This is a genomic window from Streptomyces sp. NPDC006798 (assembly GCF_040635975.1).
Classification (GTDB): domain Bacteria; phylum Actinomycetota; class Actinomycetes; order Streptomycetales; family Streptomycetaceae; genus Streptomyces.
Genome location: NZ_JBEYIS010000063.1, coordinates 16,422 through 37,985 on the forward strand (window position 1 = coordinate 16,422; position 21,564 = coordinate 37,985).

Genomic DNA, 21,564 nt, shown 5'->3' on the forward strand with positions numbered 1-21,564 from the left:
CGGGCCGGACGGCGTCGAACTCCCGTGTCGGCGACCGCCCGGCCGGGCAGACACCCCCCGTGGACGCGGGCCCGGCCGGACCCGTGGGACCGACGGGCCCGGTCGGTGGACCGGTGGCGAGAGGGGAAGGCCGTGGCGGAGGCGACGAACCGGAGCAACTGGCCCTGCGGCGCTATCTGCTCTATGTCGACACCCTGCGGGCCCGGATGCCCGAGCCCCAGTTCCGGCTGCTGATGGAGATCGTCCGGCTCTGGGCCGAACAGGGCGGCGGTACGGCCCGGCTCAGCCTGGACGACGAGGAGCGCGAGCTGTTCACCGCCGACGTACGGCAGGAACTGCTCCAGCTCATCGGGCTGATCGGGGCGATGCGCCCCGGCCACGAGGACCGGGCCGAGCATGTCGTGGCCCGGCTCGGCGACGGCGAGCACGCCAAAGAGGTGATGTCGCTGGTCCCGCCCGATGTCGCCGACGACCCCGACCGGCTGCGCGATCTGCGCGACCGGATCGACGGCCGGGAGAGCAGACACCAGGCGGACCGGCGGGAGGTCGAGGGCATCGCCCGGGCCTCGGGGATGGCCCGGGACCCGGACGACTGAGGGGTACGTTCCGGATCCCTCCGGCGGCTCCGGCGAACAGGGCCCGAACACTCCGGGGCGGCGTACCGGCGGCGTACCGCCCCCGGCTCAGACGTCCCCCGCGGTCTCGGCCACCCGGCGCAGCAGCCCGGGCAGCGCCGTACCGATCGGCTCACGGACGATCTCGTCCGCGATCGCGTCGTACGGCGTCGGCTCGGCGTTCACCACGATCACCCGCGCCCCGGCCTCCGCCGCCATCCCCGTCAGCGACGCCGCGGGCTGAACCTGGAGGCTGCTGCCGACCGCGATGAAGATCTCGCACGCCTTCGCGATCGACATCGCCCGCCCCAGGACGTCCGAGTCGAGCGGCTGGCCGAACATGACCGTCGCCGACTTGAGGATCCCGCCGCACGACCGGCAGGCCGGATCCGGCTCGCCCGCGTCGACCCGGGCCAGCGCCTCCGCCATCGCGGACCGGGCCCCACAGCCCGTACAGACCACGGAGTGCGTGGTGCCGTGGAGTTCGAGGACCTTGCGCTCCGGCAGGCCCGCGGCCTGGTGCAGCCCGTCCACGTTCTGGGTGACCACCCGGAGCGCCACCCCCGGGCGCCGCTCCAGCTCGGCGACCGCCCGGTGCGCCGCGTTGGGCTCGGCGCCGCGCGCGGCATTGGCCCGGCGCATCTGCCAGGAGCGGCGGCGGATCTCCGGATCGGCCATGTAGGTGTCGTACGTGACGAGCTTCTCGGCCTCGGGGTCACGCCTCCACAGGCCGTTCGGCCCCCGGTAGTCGGGGATCCCGGAGTCGGTGGAGATACCGGCACCGCTGAGCATGGCGACGAGAGTCATACCACGACCCTAGACACGCCATCCGGCCCGGTGCGAATGACTTTCCGCAGGCCACCGCCGGTTTCGCGGCCGATCGGCGGTCGACAGCGGTCGGTGAGCGGTCGGCCGCCGGTGGCCGGTCGTCAGCGGTCGGCCGGCCGGGGAGTGGAGTGCACCGCGACCCCGACCGGGACCCGCTCCTCGACCGCCCGGATCACCGCCGCCACCGACTCCCCGTCCCAGCCGCCGTACAACTCGATCAGCTGGACGGAGTCCGCGAACTCGGCCGCGACCGCCGCCCCGGCCGAAGCCTCCGGCACGGCGACGAACGTCGAAGTGCTCGGGCCCGCCGGGCGGACGAACCGGTCCTTCGCCGGGTCGGCGCCCGGCTGGACGTACAGGAACAGCTCCCGCTGCGCCTCGCCCGCGGTCGCACGCCGCTTGTAGCGGGCGACGTCGATCAGGGAATCGAAGCCGAAGAGGACGGTACCGACCCGGGCCCGGCCCCGGACGGCGGCCTCGACCTCGGCCGCCCAGGTATAGCCCGTCGCACCGCACAGCTCGACCGTGGTCGTCCCCCGCTCCGCGTACGCGGCGGCCAGGGCCGCGGCGGCGGCCGGGGTGGGCGCGGTGAGGATATGGGTCGCCGCGCCGTCGGGCCCGGTCCGGACCGGCGCGGGCTCCGGGGTACCGGAGTCCTCCGGCTCCTCGGAACGGAAGATGATCGCCGTGTCTCCGGCCATGACATGCCTCCCCGTATCGGATCGCGGTCCGGTGGAGTTCCGCCGGGACCGCGCGGCTCGATGCCGTCGGCCCGGGCTCTCGCGGGCCGTACCGATGTCAACACCGAACGGCGGGGCGGGAATTCCCGCCCCGCCGACCCCGGATCAGAGGCTCAGCCGCTCAGCGCAGCGGATGCCCGTCCACCAACTCGACCGCCCCGCAGCCCGAGTCCAGCGAGTCCAGCGCCGCCGCGACCCGGTGACCAAGGGGCGGCAGCAGATAGTCGGGTACGTCCTTGCGGTCGATCAGCCGCCACGACAGCAGTTCGTCCTCCTGGAGCCGGATACCGTCCAGCCGTTCGGGCGAGAGCACCCCGCCGTCGTACAGATAGGCCACGATCGGTGGCCGAAGCGGGCCGCGTACCCAGTCGACCGCCAGCAGCCTGCCGGGTTCCACGTCGAGCCCGATCTCCTCCAGCGTCTCGCGCCGGGCCGCCTCCCTCGGCGTCTCTCCGCCGTCCGATTCGACCGTGCCACCGGGCAGTGCCCAGCCGTCGCGGTAATTGGGCTCGACGACGAGCAGTCGGCCCAGTTCGTCCCGGAGCAGTATCCCCGCGGCGGACAGGACACGGGGCAGGGTGGCGATATAGGCGCTGTAAGCGCTGTCGCTGTCATGATCCGTGGTCACCCCCGCAGCCTAGGTGCAGAGCCAGGGGTTCCGGGGCCCGGATTCCGGTTCCGATGCAATTTCACGGACGAGCGTTCACGGATTCTCCCGTTCCGGCCCGGTCCGGCCGTGACGGGGGCATGTTCCACCGTCAGCCGGACCACAAGGCGGGCGAGTTCGGTGATCCGTACCCCCCTCGAACCCGGAAACGGCGTCGCGCGCCCGGTCACGGCCGCATCACCGGGCGGCGGCGTCGGCGCCCCGATAGGGTCGCCCCGGCGCGACTGCCTGTTCGACGGCAAAGGACGCAAGGTGACGGACGGCGTGGTGAACCGGTCCGGGCGAGCTCCCCGGGTGCTCGTCGCGACCGACAAGTTCAAAGGCTCCCTCACGGCGGCCCAGGTCGCCGAACGGGTGACGCGGGGGCTGCGCCGGGCCGTCCCCGGGCGCGGCCTCGACGTCACGTCCCTGCCCGTCGCCGACGGCGGCGACGGCACGGTCGCGGCGGCGGTGGCCGCCGGATTCGACCGGCGTACGGTACGCGTCACCGGGCCGCTCGGCGAACCCGTCACCGCCGCCTACGCCCTGCGGGACGGCACCGCCGTCGTCGAACTGGCCGAAGCCGCCGGGCTCCGGCTGCTGCCCGCCGGGGTCTTCGCCCCGCTGACGGCGACCAGTCACGGCTGCGGCGAAGTCCTGCGGGCCGCCCTCGACGCGGGCGCCCGGAACGTCGTCCTCGGCGTCGGCGGCAGCGCCTGCACCGACGGCGGCGCCGGAATGCTCACGGCCCTCGGCGCCCGGTTCCTCGCCGCCGACGGTGCGCCGCTGCCGCCCGGCGGCGCGGCCCTCGCCGATCTCGCCACCGCGGATCTCACCGGGCTCGACCCCCGCCTCCGGGAGCTCGGACCGGTCCTCGCGGGCGATGTCGGCAACCCCCTGACCGGGCCCCGGGGCGCCGCCGCCGTCTACGGGCCGCAGAAGGGCGCCGGGCCCGCCGAGGTCGCCGTACTCGACGCGGCCCTGAGCCATTACGCCGACGTCCTCGGCCCCGAACGGTCCGCCGAGCCCGGCGCCGGTGCCGCCGGAGGCGTCGGCTACGGCGCCCTCGTCGCCCTCGGCGCGGTCTTCCGCCCCGGTATCGAGGTGATGCTCGACGTCCTCGGCTTCGACCGCGCGCTGGACGGTGTCGGCCTCGTCGTCACCGGTGAGGGCTCCCTCGACGCCCAGACCCCGTACGGCAAGGCCCCCGCCGGGGTCGCCGCCGCGGCCCGCGCCCGGGGCGTCACGACGGTCGCCGTCTGCGGACAGCTCACCCTGCCGCCGGAGGAACTCGCCCGGACCGGCATCCGCCGGGCCTACCCCCTCACCGCCGTGGAACCCGACCCGGAACGCTGTATGACACACGCGGGCGAGCTCCTGGAGCGGGTGGCGGAGGACATCGCCCGCGACTACCTGACGTGAAGCCACGGCGCCGCTCGCCGGGGCCCGTCCCGGCCACCGCCGCTCCACCACCGCTCCACCACCGACAGGAGGACACCGAGGGTGTGGATCCGTCCCGCCAGACCCACCGACGCCGAGGCCCGGGCCGCCACGGCGCTCGTCCTCGCCTCCAAAGCCCACTGGGGATACGACGACGCCTTCATCGCCGCCTGCCGGGACGAGCTGACCGTCACCGCCGCCGACATCCCCCGGCGGCGGATCGCCGTCGCCGAGGCGCCCGACGGCGGACTCGCCGGGCTCGTCTGCCTCGACGGCACACCCCCGCACGGCCGGATCGGGCTGCTGTTCGTCGCGCCGTACGCCATGGGGGCCGGGCTCGGCCGCGCCCTGTACGCCCATGCCGTCGAGGAGGCCGGGGCACTCGGCTTCACCGGGCTGACCGTCGAGTCCGACCCGCACGCCGTCGGGTTCTACCGCGCACTCGGCGCCCGGCCCGTACCCGGCACGGAGAGCGCCCCACTGCCCGCCCTGACCGTGCCGATCCCCGCCCGGCCCGGCTGGGCCCGGGCCTGGGCGGGCGGGCGGCGCGCCGTCCACCTCGGGAACGTCGCCGAGTTCCAGGCACAGTTCGCACCGGCGACGACCGGGCGCGGCGGCGCGGCCCGCCGGGAGGCCGCCGACCACTACGCCTGCCTGGCCGCCTTCACCGGACTCCACCCCGCCGCCGTCGTCCTCCCGGGCCGGATCCCCGACGGCTGGCTCGGCCTGGTCGCCGAGCGGCTGCGCTGGTCCACCGTCGAGCTGTACGACGAGACCGACGAGGCCGCCCTGCTCGCCCGGGGCGGCCTCGGCGAGCGCTGGCACGACACCCCCGTCGTCCCCTGGGGCCGTACCCCGGCCGTCGCCCGGCTCGACGGGACGGCCCTGCCGCCGGACGTCCTGCGGTACGAATCCAAACGCGCCTCCCGTGAACTCTTCGCCCGGCTGGCACCCGGCCACCCCGGGATCCGGCCGCCCGAACGCTGGACCCCCGCGAACCGCCGGGCCGCCGCCCGGCTGATCGCCGCCAGGGCCCGGGCCGGGCGGCGGACCGTCGCCAAGACCGAGCACGGCGCGGGCGGCTCCGGCACCGTGATCCACACCGCCCGGCCCCGGCCCCGCACCCTGCCCCGGGGCCTGCTGCTGGAGGAGTACGTCGACGGCGGCTCCCACCCCACCTACGACGGGCTGATCGACGCGTCCGGCACGGTCCACGACGTCGGCGTCGCCGCGATGACCATGGACGGTACGGCCTACCGGGGCGCCACCGTCGGCCCCGGAGCCGTCACCGGCGCCACGGCGGAACGCGCCACGCGCTTCGGACACGCGGTCGGTACGGAGCTGGCCGCGACGGGCTACCGGGGCTGGTTCGACGTGGACTACATCGAGGACGCGGCCGGGCGGCTCGCCCCGGCCGAGACCAATCTGCGGCTGACCGGCCCTTCGGTCGCGTTCATGATCCGCCGACGGCTCGCGGAGGCGGGCGGCGGCCCGGAACGGGGACTCGTCCGCACCCTCGACCACGTACCGCTCGGCGCGCGCCTCCCGGACGCGGAGCTGATCGCGTTCCTGGCCCGGCTCGCGGAACGCTGCGCGACGCTCGGCACGGTGCTCGTCCCGACGATCCCCACCGCCGGGTACGCGCCCGCCCCGTACGTGGGCCTGGCGATCGCGGCGCCGACGCGGGACCACCTGGCGGCGGTGGACGCCTTCGTCCGCGCGGAGTGCGCCGCGCACACCCTCTGACCCCCGAGCGTCCTCGCCCTCTCCGCGGCGCCAGCCGGGTGGCCCCCAGCGTCTCGGCCCTCCGGGCGAGCTCCACGACCCGGGCGCGCCCGGCGACCTGATGTTGTTCGCGGTCTGCGGCCCGTGGGTGGCTTGTCGCGCAGTTCCCCGCGCCCCTAAACGCTCTTCCCAGCACCGCCCCTGAGAAGGTGCACCCGCCTTGCCGCGAGGGCGACGAGGAGGGCGACCAGGGGCGGGGAACTGCGCGACAAGCCACGACGGTGCCGTAGTCGGCATACGACAGCATGGGGCAGGACCGTCCCCGTACGGGCCGCGCCCGGCGGCGCCGCGTCAGTCCCGTTCGCGTTCCCGGGAGCCCACCCACCACGCCCAGAGCGCCACCACCGCCGCCGCCAGCATCAAAGGGATGTTGAAGGCGTAGACCAGCGCGGCCTGGCGCTCCCAGTCCTGTTTGGCCGCCAGACGGTAGAAGTTGTCCTGGGGCCACCAGGACGCCAGCAGATAGACGATCGCCAGGTGGGCGAGGGCCGTCAGCCGGCCGGGTGCCGCGTCCCGGGGCATCAGGGTGCGGCCCGCGATCAGGAAGCCGACGCCCGCGACGAAGGCCAGGTGCTCGGCGAGGTAGAGGCCGCGGAAGTACCAGGCCCACGGGTCGGGGACGATCGACAGGTCCGTGGAGCCGGGCCACAGGACGTTCGTGAGGGAGATCGACAGCACCAGGGCGATCAGCATCGCTGGCGCGGCCACCGTCCGCAGGGTCTCGTCCCGGGTCAGGGGGGCGCCCTTGCCACTGGGGCCGGGCCGGGTGCGGGGGCCGTCGGGGCGGGGTGCCGGGAGGATGAGGGCGGTGCGGTCGAGGCGGCCCGCCGCCGTACGGGGCAGGGCGGCGATCCGTATCACCGCACGGGGTATCTCCGACGCGTGCACGGTCTTCGTCAGATGGGCCCGGACCAGGGTCTCGTCGGGGGAGTGGCCGGGCTCGGCCACGATATGGGCGATGGGGCGGCCGTCGGCCGAACCGTCCGGGCCGACCACGGCGTCCCGGATCGCGGGGTGGCCGACCAGCTCGGTCTCGACCCGGTACGGGTCGACCGTACGGCCGCCCGCCGTGAAGCGGTCGGCGGCCCGGCCCAGGAACTCCAGCGGCCCGTCGCCGTCGCGGCGCCCCAGATCGCCGGTGGGGATCGCGTCGCCGCCGTCGGGCGGGGTGAGCCAGATCCGTTTGCCGCGCAGTTCGACCGTGACCCCGGCGAACGGCTGCCCCAGGTACGCGGGCCGCTCGGGCCGTCGTACCGGTCCGGTCAGCTGGGCCGTCTCGAACCAGGTACCGCAGCCGGCGACCTCCGCCGGGCCGTAGAGGCCGATCAGCCGGGTGCCGGGCGCGAGCCGCCGCTCCAGGGCGACATGATCGGCGAGCCGGACCCGTTCACCGCCGACGACCAGCAGCCGCAGCCCGTCCTGCGGGCCTCTCGGGGCGGAGGTGAGGGAGTCGGCGGTCACGGGGTCCGTATCGGCGACGGTGTACGGCTCCCCGGTACCGAGGACCAGGGTCGCGCCCGCGCCCAGCACCCGGACCCAGGCGGCGGTGAAGGCGGCCGTGTCGGGTGCCGAGGTGACCAGCACCCGGTCGTCGGTCCCGAGGCGGAAGACCTCGGCCCAGGCGGCGTACGCGGCGGTCAGCCGGGCGTGCGAGACGGGCACCGCGCGGGGCGTGCCCGTGGTCCCGGCGGTGAACAGCAGCGCCGCGTCGGTGCCCGCGGGCGGGTCGAGCGGGGTGCCCGGCCGGGCGTCGATCGCGGCCGAGTCGCCGTCCAGCAGGATCAGCGGGCGGGCGGGTGTGGAGGTGAGGCGGCCGGAGTGGATCCGGTGGCTGATGACGGCCCGGGCCCCGGCCAGCTCGGCGGGCTCCCGGGCCGAGGGCGATACGACGGTGAAGGCGGCCCCGGTCCGCAGTACGGCGAGCGCCGCGACGATCACATCCGGGGCCCGGAGCGTCCGGACGGCGACCAGATCACCGGGCCCGATGTCCGCGGTCGCGACGAGATGACGGGCCAGCCGGTCGGCCCGGGTGCCCAGCTGCCCGTAGGACAGCCGGACACGGTCGGTGATCACGGCGGTACGGTCCTTCCCGGCGGTCCGTACCCCCTTCTCGAACAGTTCGTGAAGTGCTGTTCCCCCTGCCATGACCGCCGATGGTCCCAGAAGTAGCGGTGCGCCGGGAGAGGGCAACAGGCCGAAGAGGACCGGCACAAAAGGGCCGGGGCCGGACGCTCCGTCGCGTCCGGCCCCGGCCCTTCGCTAAGAAGGTCGCCGTCCCCGGCTAGGGCAGCTGCGCCGCCCTGGCCTCCCGCCGGTTGTAGCGGAAGGTGTTGACCCGGCGCGCGGTGGCGAACAGCGGGATCACCGCGCCCAGCACCACCTGGAGCGCGCAGCCGGTCTGGAGCAGCAGCTGGCCGCCGGGCGCGTCGAACGCCCAGGCCGCCAGGAGCCCCATCGCGGAGACGATCCAGCCGAGCATCGCCACCGCGAGGATGCCGCGGGGCTTGGGGTACTCGACCCGGCTCACCATCAGCCAGGCCGTACCGATGATCGCCAGCAGGGTCGGGATGAACGGCAGCTCCAGCAGGACGATGGAGACGACCGTCAGCGCCCCGAAGGGGCTCGGCATGCCCTGGAACATGCCGTCCTTCATGGTGACGCAGGAGAATCTGGCGAGTCTGAGGACGACCGCCAGCAGCACCACGATCGCGGCCACCGCCGAGACCCGCTGATGGGCGTCGTCCGCGACCATGCCGTAGACCAGGACGAAGTAGGCCGGGGCCAGTCCGAAGCTGATCAGGTCGGAGAGGTTGTCCAGCTCCGCGCCCATCGGCGAGCTGCGCAGCTTGCGCGCGACCAGACCGTCGCAGAGGTCGAAGATCGCGGCGAGCAGCATCAGGATCACCGCGGTCGCGGCGCTGTGCCGCGCCATGCCCGACTCGGTGCTGCCCTGCATATGCGGGATGAGGATTCCGGTGGTGGTGAAGTACACCGCCATGAATCCACAGGTCGCGTTACCCAGGGTGAGGGTGTCCGCTATCGAGAGCCGCAGTGAGAGGGGCATCTCCTCGGTGTCCGGTTCGGCCTCCGGGTTGCCCGGGGCCTTCTCCCCGGACCAGCCCTTGGCCTGGGTATCCGGATCAATCACGGTCAATGCGAGTCACCCCCGCGGTGGTGGTCTGTCCGACCTCGACCGCGACCTCGACACCCTCGGGCAGATAGAGGTCGACCCGGGAGCCGAAGCGGATCAGGCCGATACGGTCGCCCTGCTCGACCTTGGTGCCCTCCGGGATGTAGGGCACGATGCGCCGGGCGACGGCGCCCGCGATCTGCACCATCTCGATGTCGCCCAGCTCGGTGTCGAAGTGCCAGACGACCCGCTCGTTGTTCTCGCTCTCCTTGTTGAAAGCGGGAACGAAGCCGCCGGGGACATGCTCGACGGAGGTCACCGTGCCCGCCAGGGGAGCCCGGTTCACATGGACGTTCAGCGGGCTCATGAAGATCGCGACCCGGGTCCGCCCGTCCTTCCACGGCATGATGCTCTGCACCACACCGTCGGCGGGCGAGATGACCCGGCCCTCCGCGATCTCGCGCTCGGGGTCGCGGAAGAACCACAGCATGCCCGCCGCGAGGGCGGTGGCGGGTACGGCGATGATCGCGGCACTGCGGGAGCGGCGGGCCCGGGCGAGGCTGACGGCCGCGGTGGCGACGGTCGGCAGAAGCCATGGCGACGCTCCGCGGGCCAGACGCCCCTTGGGGAATCCGTCGCGTGGTGCAGAGTTCTGGCTGTGGGACATGGATGACCTTCGTAGCGGATGAATGCCGCGGTTGTCGGGGACGGCGGCTTTCCGGCGATGCTAGCGGTTGCGGGTAGCAACTGGGAAAGCCAGAAGCCGAGTCGGCGACGGGATACCGAGCACAGGATGTGATCCACTTCGCGTCATCGGGAGGTTTAAACCCGGGCGAACGTGACGATCAACCCTGGATTCGGTACTCCTCCAGCAGTCGGCGTCCGATGATCATTTTCTGGATTTCGGCGGTCCCTTCACCGATCAGCAACATGGGGGCCTCCCGGTACAGGCGCTCGATCTCGTACTCCTTGGAGAAGCCGTAACCGCCGTGGATACGGAACGCGTCCTCGACGACCTCCTTGCAGTACTCCGACGCCAGATACTTGGCCATCCCGGCCTCCAGGTCGTTTCGCTCCCCGGAGTCCTTTTTGCGTGCAGCGTTCACCATCATCGCATGGGCGGCCTCGACCTTGGTAGCCATCTCGGCCAGTTTGAACTGCACGGCCTGGTGCCCGGCGATCGGCTTGCCGAAGGTGTGGCGCTGCTGGGCGTAGGAGATTCCCAGCTCGAAGGCGCGCTGGGCGACGCCGCAGCCACGGGCGGCGACATTGACCCGGCCCACCTCCACCCCGTCCATCATCTGGTAGAAGCCCCGGCCCGTCGCGCCGCCGAGTACCCGGTCGGCGGGGACCCGCAGCCCCTCCATGATCATCTCGGTGGTGTCGACACCCTTGTAGCCCATCTTCTCGATCTTGCCGGGGATGGTCAGACCCGGCATGACCTCGCCGAACCCGGGCTCCTTCTCGATCAGGAACGTGGTCATCGACTTGTGCGGGGCGGTTCCCCCGGGGTGTCCTTCGTCACTTCGGACCAGCACCGCGACCAGGGACGAGGTCCCGCCGTTGGTCAGCCACATCTTCTGGCCGGTCAGGACGTACTCGTCGCCGTCCCGGACCGCCTTCGACGTGATCGCCGACACATCCGAGCCGAGCCCCGGCTCGGACATCGAGAACGCGCCCCGGACCTCGCCCGCGGCCATCCTCGGCAGGAAGGCGTCCTTCTGCTCCGCCGTACCGTGCTGCTTGAGCATGTACGCGACGATGAAATGGGTGTTCACGATGCCCGAGACCGACATCCAGCCCCGGGACAGCTCCTCGACACAGAGCGCGTACGTCAGCAGGGACTCGCCGAGACCCCCGTACTCCTCCGGGATCATCAGCCCGAAGAGCCCCAGCTCCTTCAGACCGTCCACGATCGCCACCGGATACTCGTCCCGGTGCTCCAGTTCGGTCGCGACCGGCAGTATCTCCTTGTCGACGAAGTCCCTGACCGTCGCCACGATCTCCCGCTGGACCCCGGTCAGCCCTTCGGTCCTGGCCAGTCGTCCCGTCATCGCCGCACCTGCTCCTTCGGTTCGGGGCGGCCCGGCTGCTCCCCGCCGCGGTCGTCGACATATGCCTTCGTCGGCACCATCACCTTGCGCCGGAAGACGCAGACGAGGGTGCCGTCCTGCTTGTGGCCCCGGGTCTCCACCGTGACGATTCCCCGGTCCGCCTTCGACCGGGACGGCGTCTTGTCGAGGACCGTCGTCTCGCCGTAGACCGTGTCGCCGTGGAAGGTCGGCGCGACATGCCGCAGGGACTCGATCTCCAGATTGGCGATCGCCTTCCCCGACACGTCCGGGACCGACATCCCCAGCAGCAGGGAGTAGACGTAGTTCCCCACCACCACATTCCGCCCGAAATCCGTCGACCCCTCCGCGTAGTGCGCGTCCAGATGGAGCGGATGGTGGTTCATGGTCAGCAGGCAGAACAGATGGTCGTCGTACTCGGTGACCGTCTTGCCGGGCCAGTGCTTGTACACGGCGCCGACCTCGAACTCCTCGTAGGTGCGGCCGAACTGCATGGTGCTCATGCCTCCGGGGGTGTGAAGGAGCCGGTACGCGTCATACCGGCGGCGCGGCCCTTGCCCGAGACCACCAGCGCCATCTTCCGGCTGGCCTCGTCGATCATCTCGTCGCCGAGCATCGCCGAACCCTTCCTCCCGCCCGCCTCCGAGGTGTAGTAGGCGTAGGCGTCGAGAATCAGCTCGGCGTGGTCGTAGTCCTCCTGCGACGGCGAGAACACCTCGTTCGCCGCCTCCACCTGGCCCGGGTGCAGCACCCACTTGCCGTCGTACCCCAGCGCCGCGGCCCGCCCGGCGACCTCGCGGAAGCCGTCCACGTTCCGGATCTGGAGATAGGGGCCGTCGATCGCCTGGAGGTCGTGCGTACGCGCGGCCATCAGGATCCGCATCAGGATGTAGTGGTACGCGTCCGCCGGATAGCCCGGCGGCTGCTCGCCCACCACCAGCGTCCTCATATTGATCGACGCCATGAAGTCCGCCGGGCCGAACACGATGGTCTCCAGCCGGGGCGAGGCGCCGGCGATGGCGTCCACGTTCACCAGACCCCGGGCGTTCTCGATCTGCGCCTCGATACCGATCCGGCCGACCTCGAAGCCCATCGTCTTCTCGATCTGGGTGAGCAGCAGATCCAGCGCCACGATCTGCTGGGCGTCCTGCACCTTCGGCAGCATCACACAGTCCAGATTGGGCCCGGCGCCCTCGACGACGGTCACCACGTCGCGGTACGTCCACTCGGTGGTCCAGTCGTTCACCCGGACCACCCGGGTCTTGTTCCCCCAGTCGCCCTCGTTGAGGAACTTCACGACGGTGTGCCGGGCCTCCGGCTTGGCCAGCGGGGCGCAGGCGTCCTCCAGGTCCAGGAAGACCTGGTCGGCCGCGAGCCCCTGGGCCTTCTCCAGGAACCGGGGATTCGAACCGGGCACCGCCAGACACGAGCGGCGGGGCCGCGACGGACGGTCGGCGAAGGGGCGGGTCATACGGGAACCTCCAGAGGGTCGAGCCGGTGTGCTTGCCGGATCTCGTCGACGATACGGCCGATGATCTCCGTGATACCGAAGTCCTTGGGGGTGAAGACGGCGGCCACCCCGGCCGCCCGCAGCCGGGCCGCGTCCGCGCCCGGGATGATCCCGCCGACCACCACCGGCAGATCACCCGCCCCGGCCGCCCGCAGCCGCGCCAGCACGTCCGGCACCAGTTCGGCATGCGAACCGGAGAGGATGGAGAGCCCCACGCAGTGCACGTCCTCCGCCAGCGCCGCCGCCACGATCTGCTCGGGCGTGAGCCGGATGCCCTGGTAGACCACCTCGAACCCGGCGTCCCTGGCCCGTACGGCGATCTGCTCGGCACCGTTGGAGTGCCCGTCGAGCCCCGGCTTGCCCACCAGCAGCCGCAGCCGCCCGGCGCCGAGATCGGCGGCCGTACGCGCGGTCTTCACCCGTACCGCGGCCAGCGGGCTCCCCGGCTCGGCGGCCACCGCCACCGGCGCGCCCGACACCCCGGTCGGCGCCCGGAACTCCCCGAACACCTCCCGCAGCGCCCAGCTCCACTCACCGGTGGTGACCCCGGCCCGGGCGCACTCCAGGGTGACCGGCATCAGATTGCCGGTCCCCATCGCCGCCCGCTTCAAGGCGGTCAGCGCCGCCGTGGCGCGCGGCTCGTCCCGCCCCTCCCGCCAGGTGTGCAGCCCGGCCACCACCCGTGCCTCGTTCGCCGGATCGACCGTCATGATCGCCGCGTCCAGATCGGCGGTCAGCGGGCTCTCCTCGGTGGCCTCGAAGACATTGACGCCGACGATCTTCTCCTCGCCCGCCTCGATCCTCGCCCGGCGCTCCGCGTGCGACGACACCAGCCGCGACTTCAGATACCCCGACTCCACGGCGGCCATCGCGCCGCCCATCTCCTCGATCCGGGCGATCTCCGCCAGCGACGCCTCGACCAGCTCCGCCACCTTCGCCTCGATCACATGCGACCCGGCGAAGATGTCGTCGTACTCCAGCAGGTCCGACTCGTGCGCCAGGACCTGCTGGATCCGCAGCGACCACTGCTGGTCCCAGGGCCGGGGCAGGCCCAGCGCCTCGTTCCAGGCCGGCAGCTGTACGGCCCGGGCCCGGGCGTCCCGGGACAGGGTGACCGCCAGCATCTCCAGCACGATCCGCTGGACGTTGTTCTCCGGCTGGGCCTCGGTCAGCCCGAGGGAGTTGACCTGGACGCCGTAGCGGAACCGGCGCTGCCGGGGGTCCTCGACGCCGTACCGTTCCCGGGTGATCCGGTCCCAGATCCGGCCGAAGGCCCGCATCTTGCACATCTCCTCGACGAAGCGGACGCCCGCGTTCACGAAGAACGAGATCCGGCCCACCACCTCGCCCCGGCGGTCGTCGGGTATCTGCCCGGACGCGAAGACCGCGTCCAGCACGGCGACCGCCGTCGCCATGGCGTAGCTGACCTCCTGAACCGGGGTGGCCCCGGCCTCCTGGAGGTGGTAGCTGCAGATGTTGATCGGATTCCACTTCGGGATGTGGTTGACCGTGTAGGCGATCATGTCCGTGGTCAGCCGCAGCGACGGACCCGGCGGGAAGACATGCGTCCCCCGGGACAGATACTCCTTCACGATGTCGTTCTGCGTGGTGCCCTGGAGGGCCGTGATCTCGGTGCCCTGCTCCTCGGCGACCACCTGGTAGAGCGCCAGCAGCCACATCGCGGTGGCGTTGATCGTCATCGAGGTGTTCATCCGGTCCAGCGGGATGTCCCGCAGCAGCCGCCGCATATCGCCCAGATGCGCCACCGGCACCCCGACCCGGCCGACCTCGCCGCGGGCCAGCACGTGATCGGGGTCGTACCCCGTCTGCGTCGGCAGGTCGAACGCGATCGACAGACCCGTCTGACCCTTCGCGAGATTGCGCCGGTACAGCTCGTTGGACGCCTCCGCCGTGGAATGCCCGGCATACGTCCGCATCAGCCACGGCCGGTCCTTCGGCCGCGGCTTCTCCTGCCCGGAGTCCGTCATCTCCCCGGCCCTCAGACGTTCCGGAACCGGTTGATGGCGTCGAGGTGCCGGGCCCGGGTCTCCCCGTCCCGCACCCCCATCCCCTCCCGGGGCGCCAGCGCCAGCACGCCGACCTTGCCCTGGTGGAGATTGCGGTGCACGTCGTACGCCGCCTGCCCGGTCTCCGCAAGCGGATACACCTTGGAGAGCGTGGGGTGGATCTTCCCCTTGGCGATCAGCCGGTTCGCCTCCCACGCCTCCCGGTAGTTGGCGAAGTGCGAGCCGACGATCCGCTTCAGCGACATCCACAGATAGCGGTTGTCGTACTCGTGCTGATAGCCCGACGTCGAGGCGCAGGTGACGATCGTGCCGCCCTTCCGGGTCACGTACACCGACGCGCCGAACGTCTCCCGGCCCGGGTGCTCGAAGACGATATCCACGTCCTCACCGCCCGTCAGCTCCCGGATCCGGGCCCCGAACCGCTTCCATTCGCGCGGATCTTGGGTCCGCTCGTCCTTCCAGAAGCGGTACTCCTCCGCGTTCCGGTCGATGATCGCCTCGGCGCCCATCGCCCGGCAGATCTCCGCCTTCCTCGGACTCGACACCACACAGATCGGATGGGCGCCGCCGGCCAGCGCGAACTGCGTGGCATACGAGCCGAGCCCACCGCTCGCGCCCCAGATCAGCACATTGTCGCCCTGCTTCATCTGGGCGCCGTTACGGGACACCAACTGGCGGTACGCCGTCGAGTTCACCAGCCCCGGCGCCGCGGCCTCCTCCCAGCTCAGGTGCGCGGGCTTCGGCATCAGCTGGTTCGACTTCACCAGCGCCAGCTCCGCGAGACCGCCGAAGTTCGTCTCGAAGCCCCAGATCCGCTGCTCCGGGTCGAGCATCGTGTCGTTGTGCCCGTCCGACGACTCCATCTCCACGGAGAGACAGTGCGCCACCACCTCGTCGCCCGGCCGCCAGGCGTTCACCCCGGGCCCGGTGCGCAGCACCACACCCGCGAGATCCGAACCGATGACGTGATACGGCAGATCGTGCCGCCGGGCGAGATCGCTCACCCGGCCGTACCGCTCCAGGAAACCGAAGGTGGAGAGCGGCTCGAAGATCGACGTCCAGACGGAGTTGTAGTTCACGGAACTCGCCATCACGGCGACGAGCGCCTCGCCGGGCCCCAGTTCGGGCACCGCGACGTCCTCGACGTGCAGCGACCTGCGGGGGTCCTTGTCCCGGCTCGCGAGGCCCGCGAACATCTCGGTCTCGTCCTTGTGCACGGTCACCGCGCGGTAGGACTCGGGAACGGCCAGCGCCGCGAAATCCGCGGGCGTGGCGTCCGCCGACTGGATCGCGTCAAGGATTTCCTTCACGGTGTTGCCTCCGGCAAAGCGCGTCGGGGTGTCCTCGCGGACCCCGAAGAGGGTGAGGGGCGGTGCAGCTGCTGTGGAGGTATGCGTGTGCCGTCGGTTCGGCGGGGGTGGAGCGGGTTCGTGCGGTCGCACGACGGAAAGCCTGTGACGCAGGCGTCCGGGCACGCGGGGCGCGCGGTGCGCGCGGGGTGCGGGGACGGGACCGGTGAGCTTGGTGACTCGGGCCCGGCCGCCCGGACGCTTTTACGTTATGACACTGGGTGCCGCCTGACAAGACACTCCGTGCCACATTTCTTTCTTGTGGGGCCGTGGCCCTCCGGGTGAGCGCTACGACCCGGGCCGCCTCCGGCGGCCTGATGTCGTCGTCGGCCTGCGGGCCGTCGGTGGCTTGTCTCGCAGTTCCCCGAGCCCCTGGATCCCCTGCTTGCCGCCCTCGCGACGGGGGCGGCCTCCGGGCGGGGGGTAGTGCCTCCTCCGGAGGAGTTTTGACCGCGGGCCGTCGGTGGTTGTTCGCGCAGTTCCCCGCGCCCCTGACCACCTCCCCCTTCACCGGCCTCGTCAAGGAGGACGGGCCCCGTTTGGGGGCGCGGGGAACTGCGCGGGCAACCCTCCACCGGGCAGCGGGTGGACCACCGACACCAAGCGGCACCCTCCCCTCCACCGGGACGGGCTCCAGCACAAAGACGCATGACCAGTCGGCGTGGTCGGGGGGTGCAGGGTCGCCCCCTGGGGGTCCCCCCCAAAGGCAGCTTTGGGGGAGGACGGCGGATAAGAGACGGGTCTCCTGAAGAAGACCCGCACTTCCGCCGTCCGTGAGGAGGTGAGCCCGGAGGCCACCGACCCTCCCGACACTGCACAAGCGCGCCCGCATACCGCTGGAGCAACGGTCACATCTCCCTCAGCCCCGCCGGCGCCTGAGGCGCGAGCAACCTCGCCGCCGCGAGGAACCCGAGAACAAAGGGGCCCCCGGGGCGCAGGAACCCCACAGCGGAAGGCGCCCCCGCCCCGCCGGCGCCTGAGGCGCGAACGGCCCCGCACGACGCGGCAGCCCCGGCACCAGGCGCCCCGGGGCGCGCGGCGCAAGCGGCCCGCCTGGCACAGGCGACCCCGGCACCGGGCGGGCCCGGGGACCAGGAACCCTCAGCGGGAGGCGTCTCCGCGGGAGGCGCTCCGGTGGGACTGGAGCGCCTTTTCGATCGTGCGCATCACGTCGGGGAGGGGTGCGTCCGTGCGGGCCACCGCCACCAGGACCTCTTCGTGCGGTTCGGCCACCGTGACCAGGGACGTCTCGACCGCGGGGGTGCGGGTGGCGCCCATCATGCCGGTGCCGAAGGTGTCCCGGACGATGGCGAACGCGTGGTCCAGCTGGGTTTCCACATCGCCCTGTCCGCCCGCCCGGAGCCACCGCCGCAGGACGTGGTTGTGCGCGGTGACGACCGCCGACGCGGCGACCTCCGCGAGCAGGGGGTCGTCGTTGCCGTCGTGGTGGTCGCGTTCGTCGAAGTGGCCCAGGAGGTAGCGGGTGAAGAGGCGTTCGTACCGTGCGACGGACGCGATCTCCCGTTCCCGGAGTGTCGGGACTTCGCGGGTGAGCCGGTAGCGTTCGACGGAGACGGCCGGGGACGACGCGTACATCCGCATGACTTCTTTGATGCCCCGGCAGACGGTGTCCAGCGGGTGTTCGTGCGGGGGCGCGGCGTTCAGTACCGCCTCGGCGCGGACCAGGGTGTCGTCGTGGTCGGGGAAGATGGCCTCTTCCTTGGAGCGGAAGTGGCGGAAGAAGGTGCGCCGCGCGACCCCGGCGGCGGCCGCGATCTCGTCGACGGTGGTCGCCTCGTACCCCTTGGTGGCGAAGAGTTCCATCGCCGCCGCCGCCAGCTCTCGGCGCATCTTCAGGCGCTGTGCGGCCGCCCGGGTGCCCGCGGCGCTCTCGGGCGCGTCCGTGGCGGACTTCGGTCGGTTCGTACGACTGCGGGGATCAGGGGGCTGGGCCATGACCCGAACGTACTGCATGGGTAGGTATCGCCGCGCCCGCGGTCGGCTCCGTGGACACCGGGACGGGCGGCCCGGCTCGTCCCGGGGCGCGGGCCCGCCCGTCCCGGGGCGCGGCGCCGCCCGTGACCCCGCCCCCGGTCACGGGTGGCGCCGGGTTCACCGCCGGGCGTACTCGCGGAAGCCGCGTCCCGTCTTGCGTCCCAGGCACCCCGCCGCCACCAGGTGTTCCAGCAGGGGCGCGGGCGCCAGGCCGGGCTCGCGGAACTCCTGGTGGAGGACCTTCTCGATGGCCAGGGAGACATCGAGTCCGACGACGTCGAGCAGTTCGAACGGCCCCATCGGGTAGCCGCCGCCGAGTCTGATCGCGGCGTCGATGTCGTCGACGGTCGCGTAGTGCTGCTCCAGCATCTTCACCGCGTTGTTGAGATAGGGGAAGAGCAGCGCGTTCACGATGAACCCGGCCCGGTCGCCGCAGTCCACCGGATGCTTCTTGATCGTGGCGGTCAGCGCCCGGACGGTGGCGTGGACGTCGTCGCCGGTGAGTACGGTCCGCACCACCTCGACCAGTTTCATCGCCGGGGCCGGGTTGAAGAAGTGCATGCCGATCACGTCCTGCGGCCGGGTGGTGGCCCGCGCGCAGGCCACCACCGGCAGCGACGACGTCGTGGTGGCGAGGACGGCGCCGGGCTTGCAGATCCCGTCGAGGGCGGTGAAGAGGGCCTGCTTGACGGCGAGGTCCTCCGCGACCGCCTCCAGTACGAGATCCGCCCCGGCCAGGGCGTCCAGGGCCCCGGCGGTCCCGATCCTGGCCAGGGCCGCGTCCCGGGCCTCCGCCGTGGTCCGGCCCCGGTCGACGGAGCGGGTGAGCGATGCCGCGACGCGTTCCTTCGCGGCGTCGGCCTTCGCGGTGGAGCGGGCCGCGAGCACCACGTCGTATCCGGCTCTGGCGAAGACCTCGGCGATCCCGCTCGCCATGGTCCCGGATCCGGCCACGCCGACCGTACGGATCTCCCGGGGCACGGCACCGGCGGCCAGTGGGGACGGGGTCAGCGCGTCGGGCACCACCTGGGCCGAGCCGGGCCCGGCGTAGGTGTAGAAGCCCCGGCCCGTTTTGCGGCCGGTCAGTCCGGCCGCGTCGAGCTGCCGCAGGATCGGCGCGGGCGCGTGCAGCCGGTCCCCGGACTCGGCGTACAGCGCGTCGAGGACGGTACGGGCCGTATCGACGCCGATCAGGTCGAGCAGCGCCAGCGGGCCCATCGGCAGTCCGCAGCCGAGCCGCATCGCGGCGTCGACGTCCTCCCGGGACGCGTACTTCGACTCGTACATCGCGGCGGCCTGGTTGAGATAGCCGAAGAGCAGCCCGTCGGCGACGAAACCGGGCCGGTCGCCCACTTCGACGGGCTCCTTGCCCAGCTCCCGGGCGAGCCCGGTGACGGCGCTGACGGCCCAGGCGGCGGTCAGGACCGAGGAGACGACCTCGACCAGCCGCATCGCCGGGGCCGGGTTGAAGAAGTGCATCCCGAGCACCCGTTCCGGGCGGTGGGAGTCCGCCGCGAGCCGGGTCACCGACAGCGCGTTGGTGCCGGTCGCGAGGATCGTCGTGGGCCGGACGATCCCGTCCAGCTCCCGGATCACCCGCTGTTTCACCTCGTACGACTCGGAGACCACCTCGATCACCAGATCGGCGTCCGAGGCGGCGCGGAGGGTGGTGGTGGTCCGGAGCCGGGCGAGTGCCGCCCGGCGCTCGGCGCCGGTGATCCGGCCGCGCGCCACGGCACGCGCCGTCGACTCCTCGACCGCGGCGACGGCGCGCCGGGCGGCGGACTCGGCGACGTCGATACCGACGACCTCGCGGCCGGCCAGGGCGAGCACCTCCGCGATACCGGTGCCCATGGTGCCGAGACCGACGACGGCGACGGTCCGCAGGGGGGTGGTGGGGATGTCCATCGGGTCCATCCGGGGACTCCAAGGGGTGAGTGACGACTCAACGGGAAGGCGGCGGCGGGCCGCGCGCCGGCCGAGCGGAGACCGGCGCGCGGCGCGGTGCCGCCCGGGCTGTACTGTGCGGGCGCACCCGGTTGTCGCGCGGGGTGCGTGAGAACGGCGGCCCCGTCCCGGGCCGTGCCGTACGCGGCGCGTGACCGACTCACGCGCCGTACTGTGCTGTTCGCCGAACCGACCGCACTCGCGGCGGCTGCGTCACCAGGCCGCCGCGGGGCGTATCACGGGGGATACCCGCTCAGTTGAGGTTAACCGGCGGGTAACGAGCGCGCCAGACCCCGGGCGGACCCCTCCGGTGTGATCTGGGTCGCGATCCGCGACCGGCCCGCCACGGATCGTCGCTACGCTTTCGACCATGGACGACGAGTTACGGTCGCTGGCCCGGCGGCTGCGGCGCGAGTCGGGCGGCTCGACGGAGTACGAACGCCTCCTCGTGACGGCGGACCGGGAGGAGCTGGCGGCCGTCCTCACCGCGCCCGGGCAGCCGCTGTGGGCACGGGAACTGGCCGCGTTCCGGCTCGGCGGCGCGGGGGACCGGCGGGCGTTCGAATCACTGGTCCTGCTGCTGAACCACCGGGACCCTGAGCGCTGCGCCTCGGCGGCGCACGCGCTCCACGAACTCGCCGACCCGAGGACGGCGAGGGCGGCGGCGGCACTCGCCACCAATGAACTCCGAGTCGCGTACGCGCTGGTCCCGGTACGGCTCCTGATCCGGCTCCGGGCCCCGGAATCCGCGCCCGCGCTCATCACCGTGCTCCGCCGGCGGCTGGCACCGGGCGACCCGTACCGGCGGCTGGCACTGGCCTGTGTGGAGGGTCTGGGCGCACTGGGGGACCCCCGGGCCCGCGACGTCCTCACCTCGGCGGGCACGCGCCCTTCACTGGCGGCGGCGGCGGAGGCGGCCCTGGCGCGGATGCCGCCTGCCGGGGGGCCCGCCGAGTCCTGAGGCGGCTCTACGTGGGCCCCGCGCCTTGGCCCTCGGGGTGAGGCCCGCGCGGTGCGTCCTGCCGGGCGGGTGTTGTGGGGCGACCGCGCGCCGGTGGCTGGCTGGTCGCGCGGTTCCGCCCCCTGTGCCTTCGGCGATGGGGGGACCCCCAGCGCCTTGGCCCTCCGGGTGAGGGCCACGCCATCCGCCCAGCGGGACGAAGGTTGTCGGGCGGCCGCGCGCGGTCGGTGGCTGGTCGCGCAGTTCCCCGCGTCCCTAAATGCTCTCCACGGCCCCGCCCTTGGAAGGGGGCAGCCTCTTTCCGAGGGTAGTCAGGAGGGCAACCCAGGTAGTGCTGGGGGTCCCCCCATGCCGAAGGCGTAGGGGGGCGGAACCGCGCGACAAGCCACAGACGGGCCGCAGTCGGCCGACAACATTTCACGGCAGACGGCGGCCCGTTCGAACCTCGCCCGGAGGGCCGGGGGGGGGGGGGCGCGCCCCCCCCCCCCCCCCCCCCCCGGACCGAGCGACGAGAGTTGAG

General features: G+C 72.6%; 17 protein-coding genes. 4 read left to right on the plus strand and 13 right to left on the minus strand.

Annotation, left to right across the window (positions count from 1 at the left end):
• Positions 1-113: 113 nt before the first annotated feature.
• Entirely contained in the window at positions 114-596 is a 483-nt protein-coding gene (locus ABZ714_RS30250; protein WP_358828551.1) for a hypothetical protein, read from the plus strand.
• A gap of 87 nt (positions 597-683) precedes the next feature.
• Here ABZ714_RS30250 and ABZ714_RS30255 read toward each other — a convergent pair whose 3' ends face one another.
• The 3 genes from ABZ714_RS30255 to ABZ714_RS30265 form a co-directional block, all read right to left on the minus strand.
• Positions 684-1,421 (minus strand): Sir2 family NAD-dependent protein deacetylase, encoded by a 738-nt coding sequence (locus ABZ714_RS30255; protein ID WP_358828552.1) that lies wholly within the window; start codon positions 1,419-1,421, stop codon positions 684-686.
• A 122-nt stretch (positions 1,422-1,543) separates the two neighbouring features.
• Positions 1,544-2,143, minus strand: a complete 600-nt coding sequence (locus tag ABZ714_RS30260; protein WP_358828553.1) for a DUF6506 family protein — start codon at positions 2,141-2,143, stop codon at positions 1,544-1,546.
• Between the two features lie 160 nt (positions 2,144-2,303).
• On the minus strand, positions 2,304-2,810 hold the full coding sequence (locus ABZ714_RS30265; protein WP_358828554.1) for an NUDIX hydrolase: 507 nt from the start codon (positions 2,808-2,810) through the stop codon (positions 2,304-2,306).
• 291 nt (positions 2,811-3,101) lie between these two features.
• Between ABZ714_RS30265 and ABZ714_RS30270 the strand changes: the two genes are divergently transcribed.
• Positions 3,102-4,250, plus strand: a complete 1,149-nt coding sequence (locus ABZ714_RS30270) for a glycerate kinase (protein WP_358828555.1) — start codon at positions 3,102-3,104, stop codon at positions 4,248-4,250.
• 81 nt (positions 4,251-4,331) lie between these two features.
• Positions 4,332-6,014 (plus strand): GNAT family N-acetyltransferase, encoded by a 1,683-nt coding sequence (locus tag ABZ714_RS30275; RefSeq protein WP_358828556.1) that lies wholly within the window; start codon positions 4,332-4,334, stop codon positions 6,012-6,014.
• Positions 6,015-6,344: 330 nt separating this feature from the next.
• Here ABZ714_RS30275 and ABZ714_RS30280 read toward each other — a convergent pair whose 3' ends face one another.
• The 10 genes from ABZ714_RS30280 to ABZ714_RS30325 form a co-directional block, all read right to left on the minus strand.
• Positions 6,345-8,198 (minus strand): AMP-binding protein, encoded by a 1,854-nt coding sequence (locus ABZ714_RS30280; RefSeq protein WP_358828557.1) that lies wholly within the window; start codon positions 8,196-8,198, stop codon positions 6,345-6,347.
• A 136-nt stretch (positions 8,199-8,334) separates the two neighbouring features.
• Positions 8,335-9,207 (minus strand): CDP-diacylglycerol--serine O-phosphatidyltransferase, encoded by an 873-nt coding sequence (gene pssA / locus ABZ714_RS30285; protein WP_358828558.1) that lies wholly within the window; start codon positions 9,205-9,207, stop codon positions 8,335-8,337.
• Positions 9,194-9,850: a phosphatidylserine decarboxylase gene (locus tag ABZ714_RS30290; protein ID WP_358828559.1), complete on the minus strand. Its 657-nt coding sequence runs from the start codon at positions 9,848-9,850 to the stop codon at positions 9,194-9,196. Before ABZ714_RS30290 ends, pssA begins: the two co-directional genes overlap by 14 nt.
• A gap of 178 nt (positions 9,851-10,028) precedes the next feature.
• A complete protein-coding gene (locus ABZ714_RS30295; protein ID WP_358828560.1) occupies positions 10,029-11,237 on the minus strand; it encodes an acyl-CoA dehydrogenase family protein in 1,209 nt (402 codons plus the stop codon).
• On the minus strand, positions 11,234-11,749 hold the full coding sequence (locus tag ABZ714_RS30300; protein ID WP_358828566.1) for a MaoC family dehydratase: 516 nt from the start codon (positions 11,747-11,749) through the stop codon (positions 11,234-11,236). Before ABZ714_RS30300 ends, ABZ714_RS30295 begins: the two co-directional genes overlap by 4 nt.
• 5 nt (positions 11,750-11,754) lie before the next feature.
• Positions 11,755-12,726 (minus strand): CoA ester lyase, encoded by a 972-nt coding sequence (locus ABZ714_RS30305; RefSeq protein ID WP_358828561.1) that lies wholly within the window; start codon positions 12,724-12,726, stop codon positions 11,755-11,757.
• A complete protein-coding gene (locus ABZ714_RS30310) occupies positions 12,723-14,753 on the minus strand; it encodes a protein meaA (protein ID WP_358828562.1) in 2,031 nt (676 codons plus the stop codon). Before ABZ714_RS30310 ends, ABZ714_RS30305 begins: the two co-directional genes overlap by 4 nt.
• Positions 14,754-14,764: 11 nt before the next feature.
• Positions 14,765-16,102, minus strand: a complete 1,338-nt coding sequence (ccrA, locus tag ABZ714_RS30315) for a crotonyl-CoA carboxylase/reductase (protein WP_358828563.1) — start codon at positions 16,100-16,102, stop codon at positions 14,765-14,767.
• 1,140 nt (positions 16,103-17,242) lie between these two features.
• A complete protein-coding gene (locus ABZ714_RS30320) occupies positions 17,243-18,097 on the minus strand; it encodes a TetR family transcriptional regulator (RefSeq protein WP_358828564.1) in 855 nt (284 codons plus the stop codon).
• A gap of 156 nt (positions 18,098-18,253) precedes the next feature.
• Positions 18,254-20,044, minus strand: a complete 1,791-nt coding sequence (locus tag ABZ714_RS30325) for a 3-hydroxybutyryl-CoA dehydrogenase (protein WP_358828567.1) — start codon at positions 20,042-20,044, stop codon at positions 18,254-18,256.
• Between the two features lie 409 nt (positions 20,045-20,453).
• On the opposite strand from ABZ714_RS30325, the gene ABZ714_RS30330 reads away from it, so the two are divergent.
• Positions 20,454-21,044: an adenylosuccinate lyase gene (locus tag ABZ714_RS30330; protein WP_358828565.1), complete on the plus strand. Its 591-nt coding sequence runs from the start codon at positions 20,454-20,456 to the stop codon at positions 21,042-21,044.
• Positions 21,045-21,564 lie beyond the last annotated feature (520 nt).